15 protein-coding genes are annotated in these 16192 nt (G+C 62.3%); 5 read left to right on the top strand and 10 right to left on the bottom strand.

All coding sequences use genetic code 11. From position 1 onward, the window contains the following. Positions 1-20: 20 nt before the first annotated feature. Positions 21-1058, top strand: coding sequence for an Ldh family oxidoreductase (locus tag AC07OJ_RS21930; protein WP_495095187.1), 1038 nt, complete (start codon positions 21-23; stop codon positions 1056-1058). 31 nt (positions 1059-1089) lie between these two features. Here AC07OJ_RS21930 and AC07OJ_RS21925 read toward each other — a convergent pair whose 3' ends face one another. Next, complete coding sequence (locus tag AC07OJ_RS21925; RefSeq protein WP_016979401.1) at positions 1090-1410, bottom strand: ElaB/YgaM/YqjD family protein; 321 nt, start codon at positions 1408-1410, stop codon at positions 1090-1092. A gap of 164 nt (positions 1411-1574) precedes the next feature. On the opposite strand from AC07OJ_RS21925, the gene AC07OJ_RS21920 reads away from it, so the two are divergent. Beyond that, positions 1575-1829 (top strand): hypothetical protein, encoded by a 255-nt coding sequence (locus tag AC07OJ_RS21920; protein WP_003190904.1) that lies wholly within the window; start codon positions 1575-1577, stop codon positions 1827-1829. On the opposite strand, the gene AC07OJ_RS21915 is transcribed toward AC07OJ_RS21920, so the two are convergent. Continuing rightward, positions 1801-2715: a LysR family transcriptional regulator gene (locus tag AC07OJ_RS21915; protein ID WP_216864311.1), complete on the bottom strand. Its 915-nt coding sequence runs from the start codon at positions 2713-2715 to the stop codon at positions 1801-1803. The genes AC07OJ_RS21920 and AC07OJ_RS21915 overlap by 29 nt on opposite strands. Before the next feature lie 82 nt (positions 2716-2797). On the opposite strand from AC07OJ_RS21915, the gene AC07OJ_RS21910 reads away from it, so the two are divergent. Continuing rightward, positions 2798-3724, top strand: a complete 927-nt coding sequence (locus tag AC07OJ_RS21910; RefSeq protein ID WP_495095186.1) for a carbon-nitrogen hydrolase family protein — start codon at positions 2798-2800, stop codon at positions 3722-3724. A 696-nt stretch (positions 3725-4420) separates the two neighbouring features. Here AC07OJ_RS21910 and AC07OJ_RS21905 read toward each other — a convergent pair. From AC07OJ_RS21905 to AC07OJ_RS21895, 3 genes are read right to left on the bottom strand one after another with little or no spacing between them, the layout of a single operon-like run. After that, positions 4421-4972 carry a GNAT family N-acetyltransferase gene (locus tag AC07OJ_RS21905; RefSeq protein ID WP_495095185.1) on the bottom strand — a complete coding sequence of 184 codons (552 nt, stop codon included), beginning with the start codon at positions 4970-4972 and terminating at the stop codon, positions 4421-4423. Positions 4973-4977: 5 nt separating this feature from the next. Beyond that, positions 4978-5439, bottom strand: coding sequence for an LEA/WHy family protein (locus AC07OJ_RS21900; protein WP_495095184.1), 462 nt, complete (start codon positions 5437-5439; stop codon positions 4978-4980). A 13-nt stretch (positions 5440-5452) separates the two neighbouring features. Continuing rightward, positions 5453-6880 carry a nucleobase:cation symporter-2 family protein gene (locus AC07OJ_RS21895; RefSeq protein ID WP_106804150.1) on the bottom strand — a complete coding sequence of 476 codons (1428 nt, stop codon included), beginning with the start codon at positions 6878-6880 and terminating at the stop codon, positions 5453-5455. Between the two features lie 233 nt (positions 6881-7113). On the opposite strand from AC07OJ_RS21895, the gene AC07OJ_RS21890 reads away from it, so the two are divergent. Continuing rightward, entirely contained in the window at positions 7114-8739 is a 1626-nt protein-coding gene (locus tag AC07OJ_RS21890) for a methyl-accepting chemotaxis protein (protein WP_495095183.1), read from the top strand. 91 nt (positions 8740-8830) lie between these two features. Here the strand turns inward: AC07OJ_RS21890 and AC07OJ_RS21885 are convergent, their stop codons facing one another. The 5 genes from AC07OJ_RS21885 to AC07OJ_RS21865 all read right to left on the bottom strand — a co-directional run bounded on the left by AC07OJ_RS21885 (position 8831) and on the right by AC07OJ_RS21865 (position 13950). Next, the gene (locus tag AC07OJ_RS21885) at positions 8831-9808 is read right to left on the bottom strand and encodes an NAD(P)-dependent oxidoreductase (RefSeq protein WP_495095182.1); all 978 of its coding nucleotides are present in this window, start codon (positions 9806-9808) and stop codon (positions 8831-8833) included. Further along, positions 9805-11103 carry an MFS transporter gene (locus AC07OJ_RS21880; RefSeq protein WP_065906536.1) on the bottom strand — a complete coding sequence of 433 codons (1299 nt, stop codon included), beginning with the start codon at positions 11101-11103 and terminating at the stop codon, positions 9805-9807. The genes AC07OJ_RS21885 and AC07OJ_RS21880 overlap by 4 nt, the downstream gene beginning before the upstream one ends. 45 nt (positions 11104-11148) lie before the next feature. Next, positions 11149-12090, bottom strand: a complete 942-nt coding sequence (locus tag AC07OJ_RS21875) for a sugar kinase (RefSeq protein ID WP_495095181.1) — start codon at positions 12088-12090, stop codon at positions 11149-11151. Further along, entirely contained in the window at positions 12083-12865 is a 783-nt protein-coding gene (locus AC07OJ_RS21870) for a sugar phosphate isomerase/epimerase family protein (RefSeq protein WP_106804146.1), read from the bottom strand. Before AC07OJ_RS21870 ends, AC07OJ_RS21875 begins: the two co-directional genes overlap by 8 nt. 71 nt (positions 12866-12936) lie before the next feature. Then, on the bottom strand, positions 12937-13950 hold the full coding sequence (locus AC07OJ_RS21865; protein ID WP_495095180.1) for a LacI family DNA-binding transcriptional regulator: 1014 nt from the start codon (positions 13948-13950) through the stop codon (positions 12937-12939). 220 nt (positions 13951-14170) lie between these two features. On the opposite strand from AC07OJ_RS21865, the gene AC07OJ_RS21860 reads away from it, so the two are divergent. Then, a complete protein-coding gene (locus AC07OJ_RS21860) occupies positions 14171-16183 on the top strand; it encodes a hypothetical protein (protein ID WP_495095179.1) in 2013 nt (670 codons plus the stop codon). Positions 16184-16192 lie beyond the last annotated feature (9 nt).

The raw sequence follows: 16192 nt of genomic DNA, 5'->3' as shown, positions 1-16192 counted from the left end.
TTATAAAATCGGAGCTACAGATGTCTGCCCAGTCCCCGATAGTTGACAACGCAACAGCGCTCATCGGTTTTGACGACCTGGTGGGGTTGCTGCACGCCGTGTTCGTGAAGCACGGCACGTCGCCGCAAGTCGCCGCGATCCTGGCGCACAACTGCGCCAGCGCCGAGCGTGACGGCGCCCATAGCCACGGGATCTTTCGTATCCCCGGCTACCTCAGCACCCTGGCCAGTGGCTGGGTCGACGGCAAGGCCACGCCGTTGGTCACCGACGTCGCCTCCGGCTTCGTGCGCGTGGATGCCGGCAACGGCTTCGCGCAGCCAGCACTTGAAGCGGCGCGTGCGCTGCTGGTGGACAAGGCCCGCAGTGCCGGCATCGCGCTGCTGGCGATCCACAACTCCCATCACTTTGCCGCGCTGTGGCCGGATGTCGAACCCTTCGCCGAAGAAGGGCTGGTGGCCTTGAGCGTGGTCAACAGCATGACCTGCGTGGTGCCCCACGGCGCCGACCGGCCACTGTTCGGCACCAACCCCATCGCCTTCGCCGCCCCGCGTGCCGACGGCCTGCCGATTGTCTTCGACCTGGCCACCAGCGCGATTGCCCACGGCGACGTGCAGATTGCCGCGCGCAAGGGCGAGCGCTTGTCGCCGGGCATGGGCGTCGACAGTCTCGGCCAGCCCACCACGGACCCCAAGGCGGTGCTGGAAGGCGGTGCGTTGTTGCCGTTTGGCGGGCACAAGGGCTCGGCGCTGTCGATGATGGTCGAACTGCTGGCGGCAGCCTTGACCGGCGGTAACTTTTCCTTCGAGTTCAACTGGGCCGACCATCCCGGCGCACGTACACCCTGGACCGGGCAGTTGCTGATTGTGATCGACCCGAGCAAAACCGCCGGGCAAAGCTTTGCCGAGCGCAGCCAGGAACTGGTGCGGCAGATGCATGCGGCGGGGTTGCGGCGTTTGCCCGGAGATCGACGTCATCGCACACGGGCGAAGTCGCAGGCGGCAGGGATCGAGATTGAAGCGAAGGATTTGCGGCAGCTACAGGAACTGGCGCAGGGGTAGGAGGGGCTGCGCACGGCGCAGCCCCAGCGCCTCAGTTGCGGCGACCCAGCAACAGGCCAACCACCAGGCCGAAGCCTGCGGAAATGGCCACGGTCTGCCACGGGTGGCCACCGATGTAGGTTTCGGTGGCATCCACTACCGGTTTGCTGCGTTCGCGCACGTTGGACACCGAGTCCAACGCCTGCTTGAGTTTGATGGCGACCTGTTCGCGCAGGGTTTCGCCTTCCTCACCTACCAGCGAAGCGCTGCTTTTGAGCAGTTTGTCCGATTCTTCGATCAGCGCCGTCAGTTCACTGAACGCTTGATCCTTTATTTGATCTTCAACAGCTTGGGCGGCGGTTTTGCGGGCCATGGGTGTGACTCCTTGCAGGTGAATGTGACAGTGAACAATGGAGTGCCGGGCGGCGGCAAAAGTTGCAGTTTTTTTGCCTGGACGTGCTTGCCGGGAAAATCCGAATCCGGAAAATTCGACCTACAGTGTAAGATGTCGCCTATTTGTGCAGCAGGTAATTCAACATGAGCTTCAATCTCGCCAACAAGACCCTCGCCGAACGCGCCGAGCTGGAAGATGAAAAGTCGCGCCTCTACGACCTGTGGCAAACCAACCTGGGCAAGGCCAAGGGCGAAGCGGCGCGGTTGTTCGGTGAGCGCGCCAAGCGCAAGGGCAAGTGGGCTGAATGGGTGCGTGCGGAACTCGACGGCATGTCGCCACCGGAGTTCTCCAACATGGTGCGCAGTGAAGTCAACAAGCTGATGGCAGCGGCGAAGTAAAGCCTTCGACAATCGCCTCGCGCACTTTAAGCAGCATCGGGTCCAGTTGGGCCTGGGTGCGCCAGCCCAGCTCCACCGGGTAACGTGGCAATGCCAGCGGGCAGGGCAGCATGCGCAAACCCGTCAGCCCGGCGATGGCCTGCGCGGCGTGCCCGGGGATGGTTGCCACCGCCTGGCTGCCCTTGAGCAAATACGGCAGCGCGGCAAAGTGGCTGGTCGACGCACACACATGTCGATTCAGCCCCTGCGCGGCGAGGGCTTCGTCGGTGATGCCGATAAACCCGCCAGATGACACCAACACATGCTCACGGCGGATGAATTCCTCCAGGCTGATACTTGCCTGGTCCGAATCCACCAGGCAGCGGTAATCGCCTTCCCCCAGCACCTGCCGGCTCAAGCGGCCGTGGGCGAACCCTCCGGCGGTAATTGCCAGGTCCAGGGTCCGGTCGAGCAGGGCGCCGGCGACGATCTGGCTGTGCGTCTGCCGGAAGATCACCCGCAGCTTCGGCAACCGCAGTGCAATCGCGTCCATCAGACGACGACCGTAGGCAATCTCGAAGTCATCTGACAGCCCCAGCACCACCGAGCGACCCTGGTAATGCGGATTGTCCGGATGGACCATCGCCAGGCTCTGCCGGCAACGCTCCAGTGCCTCACTGATCACCGGCTTCAACTGATTGGCGCGCAACGTGGGCGCCAGGCCGCGTCCGGTGCGCACGAAGAGTTGATCGTCATACACCTCGCGCAAACGCCGCAGGCCTGCACTGATGGCCGATTGCGTGACGCCCAGGCGCAAGGCCGCGCGGCTGGCGCTGGACTCGTCGTGCAGGGCTTCGAAGGTTTTCAGCAGGTTCAGGTCGACCTGGGTGATATTTATCTGGCTCATATCATTCAGCACTGAGGTGGGCTTTATTCATGATCGAGCCTGACGCAAGAATGGGCAACCCCCCTTGTTCGGAGTGATCGTGATGCCTGTTTCTACCGTGGCCGCTTTGCAAATTGGCTCATTACCGGGCGGCAAAGCCCAGACCCTTGAGCAGATCCTGGGCTATGAGGACGAGATCCTGCGCAGTGGCGCGAAGCTGGTGGTGATGCCCGAAGCCTTGCTCGGCGGCTACCCCAAAGGCGAAGGCTTCGGCACCCAGTTGGGCTATCGCCTGCCCGAGGGCCGTGAAGCCTTTGCCCGCTATTTCGCCAATGCCATCGACGTGCCTGGCGCAGAGACCGAGGCCTTGGCCGGCCTGTCGGCGCGTACCGGCGCCAGCCTGGTCATCGGCGTGATCGAACGCAGCGCCAGCACGTTGTATTGCACCGTGCTGTATTTCGAACCCGCCGGCGGCCTGGTGGCCAAGCACCGCAAGTTGATGCCCACCGGCACCGAACGGCTGATCTGGGGCAAGGGCGACGGCTCGACCTTGCCGGTGATTGACACCGCGGTCGGCCGCGTCGGCGGCGCGGTGTGCTGGGAAAACATGATGCCGCTGCTGCGCACCGCGATGTACGCCAAGGGCGTGGAGGTGTGGTGCGCGCCGACGGTGGATGAGCGCGAGATGTGGCAGGTCAGCATGCGTCATGTGGCGCATGAAGGGCGCTGCTTTGTGGTCAGTGCGTGCCAGGTACAGGCCTCGCCCGAGGCGTTGGGCGTCGAGGTTGCCAGCTGGCCGGCGGAGCGGCCGCTGATCGCGGGCGGCAGCGTGATTGTCGGGCCGATGGGCGACATCCTGGCCGGGCCATTGCTGGGAGGCGCCGGGCTACTGACAGCCCAGATCGACACCGATGACCTAGTGCGCGCGCGATATGACTACGACGTGGTAGGGCACTACGCGCGTCCGGATATTTTCGAGTTGGTAGTGGATGAGCGCGCCAAGCCAGGCGTGCGCTACATCACCGACTAACACACGGTAATCCCTGTAGGAGCCGGCTTGCCGGCGATAGCGGTGTGTCAGCAACACTTCCAGTGGCTGACATGCCGCCTTCGCGGGCAAGCCCGCTCCCACATTTTTGAACCGTGGCCACTGGTGCCCAGCGATTCTTCATGGATCTGGATGCGAATCGCTCCAACGCCAATGACGGGCATGGACTTCACAGGCGTTGCGCTAACCCTTGTGGGAGCGGGCTTGCTCGCGAATGCGGTGGGTCAGTCAAATCACCAGCGGCTGACACGCCGCCTTCGCGGGCAAGCCCGCTCCCACATTTTTGGACCGTGGCGACTGTGGTCCAGCGATTCTTCATGGATCTGGATGCCAATCGCTCCAGGGCCAATGACGGGCATGGACTTCACAGGCGTTGCGCTAACCCCTGTGGGAGCGGGCTTGCTCGCGAATGCGGTGGGTCAGTCAAATCACCAGTGGCTGACACGCCGCCTTCGCGGGCAAGCCCGCTCCCACATTTTTGGACCGTGGCGACTGTGGCCCAGCGATTCTGCATGGATTTGGATGCCAATCGCTCCAACGCCAATGATGGGCATGGACTTCACGGGCGTTGCGCTAACCCCTGTGGGAGCGGGCTTGCCCGCGAATGCGGTGGGTCAGTCAAATCACCAGTGGCTGACACGCCGCCTTCGCGAGCAAGCCCGCTCCCACAGGGGTTGTTCAGCGTTGAGGAGATTTGCTTTCCAGCCATTCCTCACGGGTCATTTCCCAGATATCGCGTGGGAAGAAGCCTTCGACGAATTCACCGTGATCGGTCCTGATCAAACGCATGCCCGTGCGCTCGGAAATCCGCCGTGACCCCAGGTTCGGCGCAGCCTTGGGCACGCGCATGACCGCTCGCTTGAGTACGCCGAACCAGTAGTCGGTCACCGCCGCGCTGGCTTCGGTCATTAACCCTTGCCCCTGCCACTGCGGGCCCAGCCAGAAACCGCGATTGTTGTCGTGCTCGTCCATCAGGCTGACGTTGCCGATCAGTTGCCCAGGCGCTGCTTTAAGGCGGATCGACCAGTGCCATTCCTCGCCACGGGCCATGGCGGGCAAGGCGATCTGTTCCAGGTAGGTGCGCGCGCCGTCGGCCGGGTAGGGCCAGGGCACCAGGGCGTTGAGGTAGCGCACCACGTCCCAATGCGCGAATTGCTGCTGGATTCCGTCGGCGTCGTCCAGGGTCAGCGGGCGCAAAATCAGGCGTTCGGTGAATAGCGTCGGTTGCATGGCGGTTACCAGGTCGCGGTGTTCGGCAGGTCCAGGGTGCCCCGGTCCACGAAGCGCATCGTGCCGAACAGGCCGCCTGCGAGTTTGCCGCGCAGCACGTAGGGCAGGTTATTGAGGCTTTGGGTCTGGCTCAGGCCGAGGGTCTGGCGCAACACTGAAAACGCCGAAACGCTGACCGGCACCGTCAGAACAGTCTCGGAAAACCGCGGGATGCTTGCGCTCTGATCACTCACCCCCGACGCCAGCGGCCGGCCATTGACCTCCAGTTCCAGGGCCACGCCGGTGTAGTCGATCGCCGTTTCATTGGGGTTCTGCACCCGCAGCTTCACGGCGAAGCGCACTTCCAGGTCCTGGCTTTGCAGCGGTTCGATGCCGACCACGTTGATGTTCACCGGGTCGCGGTTGGGGAACAGCGCGCAGGCGCTCAAGGTCAGCAGCAACAGCGATACAACCATGAGCTTGCGCATTTGAAAGGGGCTCCTATTGGGTGACGTCCGGATCCTGCATGACCTTGAGGGTAGAGGACTCCGGATCAAATTCATCTTCTTCCAGCTCTATGAACTCTTCCGGCAGGAAAATGTTCAGCAGGATTGCACAGAACGCACCCACGGTGATCGGCGACTCGAAGATGTTGTGCAGCGCTTTTGGCAGCTCGCGCAGCACTTCCGGCACGGCGGCGACGCCCAGGCCCATGCCCAGCGAGATCGCCACGATCAGCACGTTGCGCCGATGCAGCCCGGCTTCGGCGAGGATCTTGATGCCGGCCACGGCCACGGTGCCGAACATGATCAGCGTGGCGCCGCCCAGCACCGGCTTGGGCATCAGTTGCAGCACTGCGCCGATCATCGGGAACAGCCCCAGCAGCACCAGCAGGCCGGCGATGAAGTACGCCACGTAGCGGCTGGCGACGCCGGTCAGCTGGATCACGCCGTTGTTCTGCGCGAAAGTCACCATCGGCAGGCTGTTGAAGGTGGCGGCCATGGCCGAGTTGAGGCCGTCGGCCAGCAAGCCCGACTTGATGCGCTTGATGTACAGCGGGCCCTTGACCGGTTGCTGGGAAATCATCGAGTTGGCCGTCAGGTCGCCGGCGGCTTCCAGCGGCGAAATCAGGAAGATCACCGCCACCGGGATAAACGCCACCCAGTCAAACGAAAAGCCGTACTTGAACGGCACCGGCACGCTGATCAGCGGCACCTGGGGCAGGGCAGCCATGTCGACGCGGCCCAGCCACCAGGCGACGACAAAGCCGAGGGTCAGGCCGATCACGATCGAGCCCAGGCGCAGGAACGGGTTATTGAAGCGATTGAGCACCACGATGGTCAGCAGCACCAGGGCCGCGAGCCCCATATTGCTGGCAGCGCCCAGGTCGCTGGCGCCAAACCCGCCGGCCATGTCGGTGACCGCTACCTTGATCAGCGACAGGCCCATCAGGGTAATGATGGTGCCGGTCACCACCGGGGTGATCAGCTTGCGCAGCTTGCCGATGAACTGGCTGAGCACCACTTCGATAAACGCCGCGAAAAAGCAGATGCCGAAGATCGTCGAGAGAATCTCATCGGTGCCGCCGCCGCGCGCCTTGACCATGAAGCCGGCGCTGAGAATCACACTGATAAACGAGAAACTGGTGCCTTGCAGGCACAGCAGCCCGGAGCCGATCGGGCCGAATGTGCGCGCTTGCACAAAGGTGCCGAGCCCGGACACGAACAGTGCCATGCTCACCAGATACGGCACTTCGCTTTCCAGGCCGAGCACGCCGCCGACGATCAGGGTCGGGGTGATGATGCCGACAAAACTGGCCAACACATGCTGCAACGCCGCAAAAATCGCCGCGGTGAAGTGCGGGCGGTCTTCCAGGCCGTAGATCAGGTCGGATTTATAACGGGGGCGGGGGGCTTGAGCGTCAGACAAAGTACGGGCCAGGCTGGGAAATGGAGGCGCAGGATGCCAGAAAGTGCCGGTCGTCAGAAGTGTGTAAATATATTTCGAAACACCCGCATTAATTTCTCAAGTCGGCCGATAGCCTGGACAGGCCCCACACACTTATTACAACAGTGGTGCCAGAGGTCCGAACAGCGCGTTGACGCTGACGGATCGTGTCGCGGCAGGGACGCTCGCCAACACTACTTCTTGAGAGCACCCCTATGTCCCTCCGTAATCTGAACATTGCTCCCCGCGCTTTCCTCGGTTTTGCGTTCATTGCGTTGCTTGTCATCATCCTGGGTGTGTTTGCGGTCAACCGCATGACCACGATTCGCCAGTCGTCGCTGGACATGGGGACCAATCAGTTACCCAGCGTGAAGTTTCTCGGCACCATGACCGAAAACGTCCTGCGCCTGCGCATCCTGTCCTTTCGCATCCTGATCAATCGCGAGCCGGCGGCCCTGGACGAGGCCAAGACCCGCGTGGCGGTGCTGATGGACAAGGTCAAGCAGGCCCAGGCGGCCTACGCCGTGATGCCGGCCGGCCCTGAAGAAGCGGCCTTGTACAAGACCTTCGCGGCGACGCTCGACAGTTATTTCGCCGCACAGGCTGAAATGATGTCGCTGTCCCAGCAAAACAAAGTCGATGAGATGCGCACGCTGATCAACACGCGGATCAAGGACGGTACCGACCTGATGGGCGAGCAGTTGAACAAGCTGATTGCGATCAACGGTGCCGATGCCGATCAGGCTGGCCGCGAAGCCGATGACAGTTACCAGCAGGCCGTCAGCGGCATCATCATTGTGTCGGTGGTCGCTGCGCTGATGACCGTGCTGTTGGCCTGGCTGCTGACCCGCAGCATCGTCACCCCGTTGCGCAAGGCCGTGGAAGTGGCGGAAACCATCGCCGGCGGCAATTTGAGCAAAGTGATCGCGGATGACGGCAAGGATGAACCCGCCCGCTTGATCAGCGCGTTGGCAAGCATGCAAGCCAACCTGCGCCAGACTATCCAGCACATCGCCGGCTCGGCCACGCAACTGGCCTCGGCAGCGGAAGAGCTGAGCGCAGTCACCGAGGAAGCTTCGCGTGGCCTGCAGCAACAGAACAATGAGATCGACCAGGCCGCCACGGCCGTCAACGAAATGACCGCCGCCGTGGAAGAAGTCGCACGCAACGCGGTGTCCACCTCCGAAGCTTCCGGCCAGTCCAACCAGGCCGCGCGGGAAGGGCGCGACCGTGTAGTGGAAACCGTCGGCGCGATCCAGACCATGACCCAGGATGTGCAAAACACGGCAGTGCTGATCGAAGGCCTGGCCTCCCAGGGCCGGGATATCGGCAAGGTGCTGGACGTGATCCGCGCGATTGCCGAGCAGACCAACCTGCTGGCGCTCAACGCCGCGATTGAAGCGGCGCGTGCCGGTGAGGCGGGGCGCGGCTTTGCAGTGGTGGCGGACGAAGTACGGGCCCTGGCCCATCGCACGGCGCAGTCGACCCAGGAAATCGAGAAGATGGTCGCCGGCATCCAGAACGGTACCGGTGAAGCCGTACAGTCGATGCAGCAGAGCAACCAACGCACCCAGAACACCCTGGAAATGGCGCGCGCCGCTGGCGTGGCCCTGGAGCAGATCACCCAGTCCATCAGCCTGATCAACGAACGCAACCTGGTGATCGCCAGCGCATCGGAAGAACAGGCCCAGGTCTCGCGTGAAGTGGACCGCAACCTGGTGAACATCCGCGACCTGGCCACGCAGTCGGCGGCGGGTGCCAACCAGACCAGCGCGGCCAGCCACGAATTGTCGCGCCTGGCGGTGGATTTGAACGGGATGGTTGCCAGGTTTGTAATCTGATTGGACGTACGGCCAACCCTGGTAGGCGCCGGCAAGCCGGCTCCTGCAGGGGGTGGGCGGGAGCCGATTATTCAGGCCATTTGTGCCGGGGTCATTGCTTCCAGGCCGTGGGGTTGACCAGGTTCTTCGGCCGTTCACCGGCCAACGCCGCGAGCAGATTGTCCACCGCGCACTGGGCCATCGCTTCGCGGGTTTCATGGGTGGCCGAGCCGATATGCGGCGTGGCCACTACATTGTTCAGGCGCAGCAACGGCGAGTCGTGATCCAGCGGCTCGCGCTCGAACACGTCCAGTCCCGCCGCGCGAATCGTGCGTTTCTCCAACGCCTCGACCAGCGCCGCTTCGTCTACCACCTTGCCTCGCGAAATATTGATGAAGATCGTCTCCGGGCCCATCCGCGCGAACTGCTCGGCGCCGATGAGTTTCTCGGTTTCGGCCGTGAGCGGCAGGGTCAGGCAGACAAAGTCGGCCTGTTGCAGCAACTCATCCAGGCTGCGGTACTGCGCGCCAAAGCGCTTTTCCACGGCGGGCTTGGGCGCGTGGCTGTGGTAGATCACCGGCATGCCGAAGCCGAAATGCCCGCGCTGGGCCAAGGCCTCGCCAATGCGGCCCATGCCGATGATGCCGAGGGTCTTGCCGTGTACGTCAGTGCCGAAGTGTGCCGGGCCGATATTCTTGTTCCACTGGCCGGCTCGCACCATGTCGGCCAATTCGACCACGCGCCGGGCGGTGGCCAGGATCAGCGCGAAGCCAGTGTCGGCGGTGGTTTCAGTGAGCACGTCCGGGGTATTGCTGAGCAGGATGCCGCGTTGGGTCAGGTAGTCGATGTCGTAGTTGTCGACGCCCACCGACACACTGGCCACCGCCTCCAATTGCGGCGCCAGGTCGAGCAATTGCGCATCCAGGCGCAGGCTGGCGCCGAGCAATCCATGGGCGCCGGGCAGGGCGTCGCGCAGCTTGGCCAGGCCGGTCTGGTCCAGCGCTTCGATCAGGGTGACGTCGGCCTGCTCATGCAAGCGCGCCATCAAGGGGGCGGAGAGTTTCTTGTACAGCACGACAGATTTTTTCATGAGGTTTTAGCCTTCAATTCAAGAGTGGGCAACGGCGCACGTTCACGGTCGCTGGCGCCGGGCTTGAGGAAAATCGTCAGCACCACTGACAGCAGCAACGCGCCGCTCATCAGCAGGTACGAAGCGCCGGGCGAGCCGGTGCTGCTATTGAGGTAACCCACCAGGTACGAGCCACCGAACGAGCCCAGGGCGCCCATGCTGTTGATCAGCGCCATGGCGCCCCCGGCGACGTTGGCCGGGAGGATTTCCGGCACAATCGCGAAAAACGGGCCGTAGGGCGCGTACATGCAGGCGCCGGCAATCACCAGCAGGGTGTAGGACCACCAGAAGTGTTCGGCGCCGAGCACGTAGGACGCGTAGAACGCGATGGAGGCAATCAGCAGCGGCGGCCAGACGAAGCGTTTGCGCTTTTGCAGTTTGTCCGAGCCCCAGGACACCGCCAGCATGGCAATCACCGCCGCCAGGTAAGGCAGGGCCGACAGCCAGCCGGCCTCGACCATGTCCATCTGCAAGCCTTTCTTGAGGATCGACGGCAGCCACAACACGAAGCCGTACACGCCGATGCTCCAGCAGAAGAACTGCAGCGCGAGGATGATGACTTTCGGCGAGCGGAACGCTTCGGCGTAGTTCTTCACCGCCTTGATCCCGACCTGCTCGGCGGCCAACGCGCTTTCCAGGTCTTTTTTATGCTGCTCGCTCAGCCACTTGGCGTCGGCGGGTTTTTCATCCGCCAGCTTCCACCAGATAAACGCCCAGAGCACCGCCGGCAGGCCTTCGATGATGAACATCCAGCGCCAGCTGAAATGCTGCACCAGATACCCCGAGACCACCGACATCCACAGCATGGTCACCGGGTTGCCGAGGATCAGGAAGGTGTTGGCGCGCGAGCGTTCGGCACGTGTAAACCAGTGGCACAGGTACACCAGCATCGCCGGCATCACGGCGGCCTCGACCACGCCAAGCATGAAGCGAATGACGATCAGCATGTAGGCGTTGGACACCACGCCTGTCAGCGTGGCCAGCCCGCCCCAGAGGATCAGGCTGACGAAGATCAGTTTTTTAACGCTGCGCTTTTGCGCGTAGATCGCCCCCGGCACCTGGAAGAAAAAGTAGCCAAGGAAAAACAATGCACCCAGCAGCGATGACATGCCGGGGGTGATCATCAGGTCTTCGGCCATCCCGGAGGCGGCGGCGAAGCCGTAGTTGGCGCGGTCCAGGTACGCCAGGCTGTAGGTGATAAAAACGATGGGCATGATGTACCACCAACGGCGGGTGGCGAGTTTCACGGTTTCCATGGGGTTGCTCCTGAGCTTGTTGTAGTTGTGGCAACAGGTGATGGGTCAGGCAACGGGTCGGTTGGGCAATTCTTCGCGCTTGGGTAAACCTTCCATGTCGCCGCGACTCTGCACGGCGCGGCTGCCGATCCAGTTGCCGCGCTGGACCGCCTCGGGAAAGCTGAGGTTTTCCAGCAGGGCACTGATCATGCCCACGGCAAAGCCATCGCCGGCACCCACGGTGTCGACGACCTTTTCGACCGGCACGGCGGCAATAAAGCCTTTGTCCATCTGCGTACGGAAGTAGGCGCCGTCCGGGCCGAGCTTGATCGCCACGGCTTCGGCGCCCTGGTCGAGGTAAAACGCGGCGATATCGGCCGGGTCGTCATAACCGGTGAGCAAGCGGCCTTCGCCCAGGCCCGGCAGGACCCAGTCGGCCAGGGCCGCCAGCGCGTTGATGGCGCTGATCATCTGCGCCTGGCTGGCCCACAGCGAAGGGCGCAGGTTCGGGTCGAACGACACGCTGCGTCCGGCCTTGCGCATTTGGGTCATCAGTTCAACGGACAACTCGTGGGTAGCGTCAGAAAGCGCCGGCGGAATCCCGGTGGCGTGCAAGTGACGCGCCTGCAGCAGCGCCGGGCTGATGGCGGCGATGGACAAGCGGCTGGCCGCCGAGCCCTTGCGGAAATACTCCACCTGCGGGTCAGCACCGGCTTCTTCGCGGGACTTGAGTTGAAAGCCGGTCGGGTGCAGCGGGTCGACCGCCACATGTCGGCAATCCAGGCCTTCATTTTTGAGCGTGTCGACCACAAAGCGCCCGAGGGAATCATTGCCCACCCGGCTCAGCCAGGCCACGTTGAAACCCAGGCGCGACAGGCCGATGGCGACATTGCTGTCGGCCCCGGCGATACGTTTGTGAAACTGCGCGACCTGGGCCAGGTCGCCGGTCTGCTCGGCGACAAACATCGCCATGGTTTCACCAAACGAGAGGATATCGATCTCAGACATGCGCATTCTCCGCAGGCGGTTGGCCAAGGTGGGCGAGGGTGGCGACCTGCTGTGCGGTGACCGCGACCAGGTCATCGCCCTGCAGCGGGAATTCCACGGCCCGGGTAATACCTTGAGTCATGTGCTTGAGCAGTTGTTCCCACAGATGCAGGTCGGTGGCGCCAGGCGGCAGCGCCACCAGCTTGCCGTCTGCGCGGCGCGCCACGGCCTTGCAGTGCAGGTAGTCGACGTGCCGGCCCAACAGGCGCGCGGCGGTCAGTGCGGATTGGTCCTGCCACTGCCAGTTGCCGATGTCGAAGGTCATCTTCACCGGCAAGCCTTGGCGTTCGACCTCGGTGAAAAACCGCTGCATCGGCTCGATGCGCCCGCCGTACAGGGTCTGGTCGTTTTCCACCAACAGCTTGACCGAGTGACGGTTGAGCAGGGCGTGCAGGCTTTCCAGGTCGTTGGTGTCGGTGAAATAACCCAGCGAGACTTTCAGCCAGCGCGCCCCGAAGGCCTGGGCGCGGTCCAGCGTCGCGCTCAATTCGGCATTCGGCTGCGCACGGCCGGCGACCCACAGTTCCAGCGGCGATGAAAACACGCACTCCAGGCCCTGCGCAGCAGCGGCTTCGGCCAGTTGCGCGGGTTGTTCGTGGGTCAGCAGTTCTTCACGCCATTCGATGCGCTGGGCACCCGCGGAGGCCAGCAATTGGACAAAACTCAACTGGCCCTGCTGGCGGACCAGGTCGGCGCCGTAGCTGGAAAGGCTGATGGAGACGGGGTATTTATGCATTGTTGTCTACCTCTGAAACCGGTTTCATTTTTATACGCAAATCAACGCTGCAGGAGGCGGCAAGCCGGCTCCTACGTGCGGGTTGTGGAGCCTCGGACAATCAGTTGGGGCAAGAAATCCAGGGTGCGAGTCGGCTCGGTGTCACCGCGCAGGCGCTTGAGCAGACAGTCGAAGGCGCTGGCGCCGATCGCCTCGGTCGGTTGGGCGAGGGCGGTAATGCCGGTGCCTACCAGCGGGTACCAGTCCAGGTCATCGAGGGCGATCAAGCCGACGTCGGCAAACAGCTCGCAGCCCAATGCCTTGAGGGCGCGGGTGCAGGCCAGTGCGGCGATGCCGTTGGCGCAGAACAAAGCCTTGCGGCCGGGGTTGGCGAGAAAGCGCTGCAGGCGCTGTTGCAACTGGTCATCCAGTTCCACGATGGCGCCGGTCAATGCCGGACGCTGGGCGATTTCGGCCTTGAAGCTGTCCAGGCGTTCCAGGCGTGAACTGGTGCCATCGGTGGCTTCGCTCACCAGCAACACATCGCGGTAACCCTGCTGTTCCAGGTGCTCCACTGCCATGCGCACCGCCGCCGGGTTATCCAGGCCGACCAGGTCGCTGTGCAGCGGCTCGAGCTTGCGGTCCACCAGCACCAGGGGCATTTCGCGTTGCAGTTCCAGCAGTTGGTCGAGGTGATGGCCGAGGGTGTTCACGATCAGCCCTTCGATGTTGTAGGCGCGCAGTGCTGCCAGGTGCTGGCGCTCCTGGGCGTCATCGCGGTCGGTGTTGCACACCACCAGGCTGTAGCCGTGCTGGCGACAGGCGGTTTCGACACCGTGCATCACGGCAATGGAATAGGGGTTGCGGATATCGGCCACCAGCATGCCGATCAGGCGCGTGCGGCCACGCTTCAAGCCACGCGCCATCTGGTTGGGGCGGTAGCCGAGTTCGTCGATGGCTTTTTCGATGCGCAGGGCGATGGCATCGGAGAGCAAGGCGCGGTCATCGCCGATAAAACGCGACACGCTGGCCTTGGACACACCCGCGCGCTCGGCCACGTCAAGCATGGTCACACGGCTGCGCTGGGCGGCGGAAAATGAAGTCACGGTAGGGCCTTTATTATTGGATTGGGCTTGGCGCTGAAACCGGTTTCAGAAAACACCAAGTGAACGGTCTAGTCAAGAGGTTTGGGCAGACGCTGGCGCCAGCCAGCCTTGGGAAAGCGACGAATGGCAGGCATACCTGTTAAATCTGACAGTAGCCGAGGGTGTGCCGTCGGCGCTTAATCATGGTCAACGACTGAGCTTTTGACAGTGAGCGTGCGCCATGACCACCTCTGGAAAAGATACCCCCACCAGGCTGACGCGCCGCAACGGCGTGTTGATGCTTGACCCGTTTGTCGAAATCGTCGGAGTACCCGAATCCGATCCGGACGGACTCATCGTCAGTCCATTCCGGGAGATGCCGTTGGTGTGCCGTATCAGGAAGTGGGCGCCGGGCCCTTCGGCGCTCAGAAACAATACAGTGGAGTTGATTTGGCGCGTGGGCGGTGTCGACGCAGTTGCGCACTCATGTGAGTACACCTTGGCGTCTTATGCGGCTGCGGATGACCCTATTGAGTTGGCAGTACCGATACATTTCATGCTGGATTTTGAGGCGGTGATCGAACTCTCGTATCGAGTTAAAGAGCCTGGTAGTCCAGATGTGCCTTCCCCAGCCAGGACCTTGAGGCTGGATCGAAACCCGCCGAGGTTTTTAGCGCCTTCTGCCCAAGCGCAATTCGTCGACCCAAGTATTGTCGCGTCCGGCATTACCGAGGCGGTACTCGCGGCCAATGAATTCATAGACATTGAACTCCCTCCCTTCGTGACGCGAGCGGCGGGGGACCGGATTTCCGTCTATTTATCGAATTCAAACCCGCCTGAGCCATTGATACATGTCGTCATCAAAACGCTCAGCTTTACCGATGAGCCTTTGATCATCGCGGTACATCGCGATTTTTTCCGCAGGTTGTCCAATGGCACTGCTTACCTATTTGGCCGTGCGTATGACCGTTCCGGAAACTTCAGCGGGCTGACTGCGGAGAGACAATTTACTGTCGACTTGATCGCTTCGCCCAGCGACTTGCTGCCGCCCGAGATTCGGCCACCTGCCTACCTCGACCTGCTGCTCAAGCGAGATGACGCCCGCGCAGGCATTACCGCGCTGATACCGGCGCCTGCCTACACCGGTTTCATGCCCGGCGACAGTGTTGTGATGATTTGGGACGGGCGGCCGGTACTTCCGGCACTGCCAATCACGGTTTTTCCGTTTCCGGTTCCTATCCCCTGGAATATCTTGCGCATACCCGGGCCTTTGGTCCGCGAAGAGGTGCCGGTACGGTATGAGATACATCGGCCTGGTCGACCACCTTTCACGTCGCCGACCGACTTTTTCTGGGTGGACTGGACTATCGCTGGCCAAGACCATGCGGGTGCCCCGGCCCTGCTTAACCCGACGCTTGCGCGGGTGCAGGTCATTGGCAATGGGTCAGGGTTGACCAATGAGTTGGACCTGCGCGACCGAACATTGGGAGCCAGTGTATGGGTACGTCTGTACGTTGACCCGCAACCGGGAGAAGAGCTTGCACTCTATTGGGGGGAGAGGGGGCCGCTCGCGCACTACAGGGTGCAGACAGGCGATGTGTCCGGCCAATTGGTCAGGTTTGTGCCGGATGTCGCGGGTGCGGATATTGTTGCTGAAGGCAATAACGCGACGTTGCCGGTGTTCTACACCACCAGCAATGGGGTCAATGAACAGCACGCACCTCATACCCCGGTCAACGTGCATGTTGATCCTTTGATTGAGTTCAACGCGCCGCGAATTGGTCATACCTTGCATGGCCAGGTCCCCTACATGACATGCGAGTCGATGCCCGCCATCTGCCATGGCGTGCGTTGGCTTATAGCCGCCGATTCACGCATGCGGGAACGCGATGAAATCGTGTTTTTCTGGCAAGGGTTCAGGGCCAACAATTGGGCGGATCCGATTGCCGATACAGATTTCACGGGGCGGGAGAGCCTCACGCTCGAGCATTTGACCAATGGTGTGCTGATGGTTGTCCTGCCTTGGGACACCAAAATTGAACCGATGCGCAATTTTGCCTCTGCCACAGCGCGGTATTACCTGTACCGAGGTGGGGTTCTTATCGGTGAGTCATTGGTTGGCAAGGTACGGATAGACAGGGTATTCCCGGGCAGCGGCAAACTTTGCCAACCCGGTGATCCCGGTTTTTGTGACGGGACAGATGTTCAATGGCGGGATACATCGGTGGACTTGGTAACTTCGCAAGTTAAGTAAGTTAGTGGG

This window comes from Pseudomonas sp. GW821-FHT09C08, from assembly GCF_059418125.1.
Note: the sequence above shows the minus strand (reverse complement) of the source record. Positions and strands in the feature narration are given on the sequence as shown.

Excerpts from the sequence above, each read along its gene's own strand:
- AC07OJ_RS21860 (WP_495095179.1), top strand. The coding sequence starts at position 14,171 with ATGACCACCTCTGGAAAAGATACCCCCACCAGGCTGACGCGCCGCAAC.
- AC07OJ_RS21890 (WP_495095183.1), top strand. The coding sequence starts at position 7,114 with ATGTCCCTCCGTAATCTGAACATTGCTCCCCGCGCTTTCCTCGGTTTT.
- AC07OJ_RS21925 (WP_016979401.1), bottom strand. The coding sequence starts at position 1,410 with ATGGCCCGCAAAACCGCCGCCCAAGCTGTTGAAGATCAAATAAAGGAT.
- AC07OJ_RS21930 (WP_495095187.1), top strand. The coding sequence starts at position 21 with ATGTCTGCCCAGTCCCCGATAGTTGACAACGCAACAGCGCTCATCGGT.
- AC07OJ_RS21880 (WP_065906536.1), bottom strand. The coding sequence starts at position 11,103 with ATGGAAACCGTGAAACTCGCCACCCGCCGTTGGTGGTACATCATGCCC.
- AC07OJ_RS21875 (WP_495095181.1), bottom strand. The coding sequence starts at position 12,090 with ATGTCTGAGATCGATATCCTCTCGTTTGGTGAAACCATGGCGATGTTT.
- AC07OJ_RS21900 (WP_495095184.1), bottom strand. The coding sequence starts at position 5,439 with ATGCGCAAGCTCATGGTTGTATCGCTGTTGCTGCTGACCTTGAGCGCC.
- AC07OJ_RS21920 (WP_003190904.1), top strand. The coding sequence starts at position 1,575 with ATGAGCTTCAATCTCGCCAACAAGACCCTCGCCGAACGCGCCGAGCTG.
- AC07OJ_RS21870 (WP_106804146.1), bottom strand. The coding sequence starts at position 12,865 with ATGCATAAATACCCCGTCTCCATCAGCCTTTCCAGCTACGGCGCCGAC.
- AC07OJ_RS21905 (WP_495095185.1), bottom strand. The coding sequence starts at position 4,972 with ATGCAACCGACGCTATTCACCGAACGCCTGATTTTGCGCCCGCTGACC.
- AC07OJ_RS21915 (WP_216864311.1), bottom strand. The coding sequence starts at position 2,715 with ATGAGCCAGATAAATATCACCCAGGTCGACCTGAACCTGCTGAAAACC.
- AC07OJ_RS21910 (WP_495095186.1), top strand. The coding sequence starts at position 2,798 with ATGCCTGTTTCTACCGTGGCCGCTTTGCAAATTGGCTCATTACCGGGC.
- AC07OJ_RS21885 (WP_495095182.1), bottom strand. The coding sequence starts at position 9,808 with ATGAAAAAATCTGTCGTGCTGTACAAGAAACTCTCCGCCCCCTTGATG.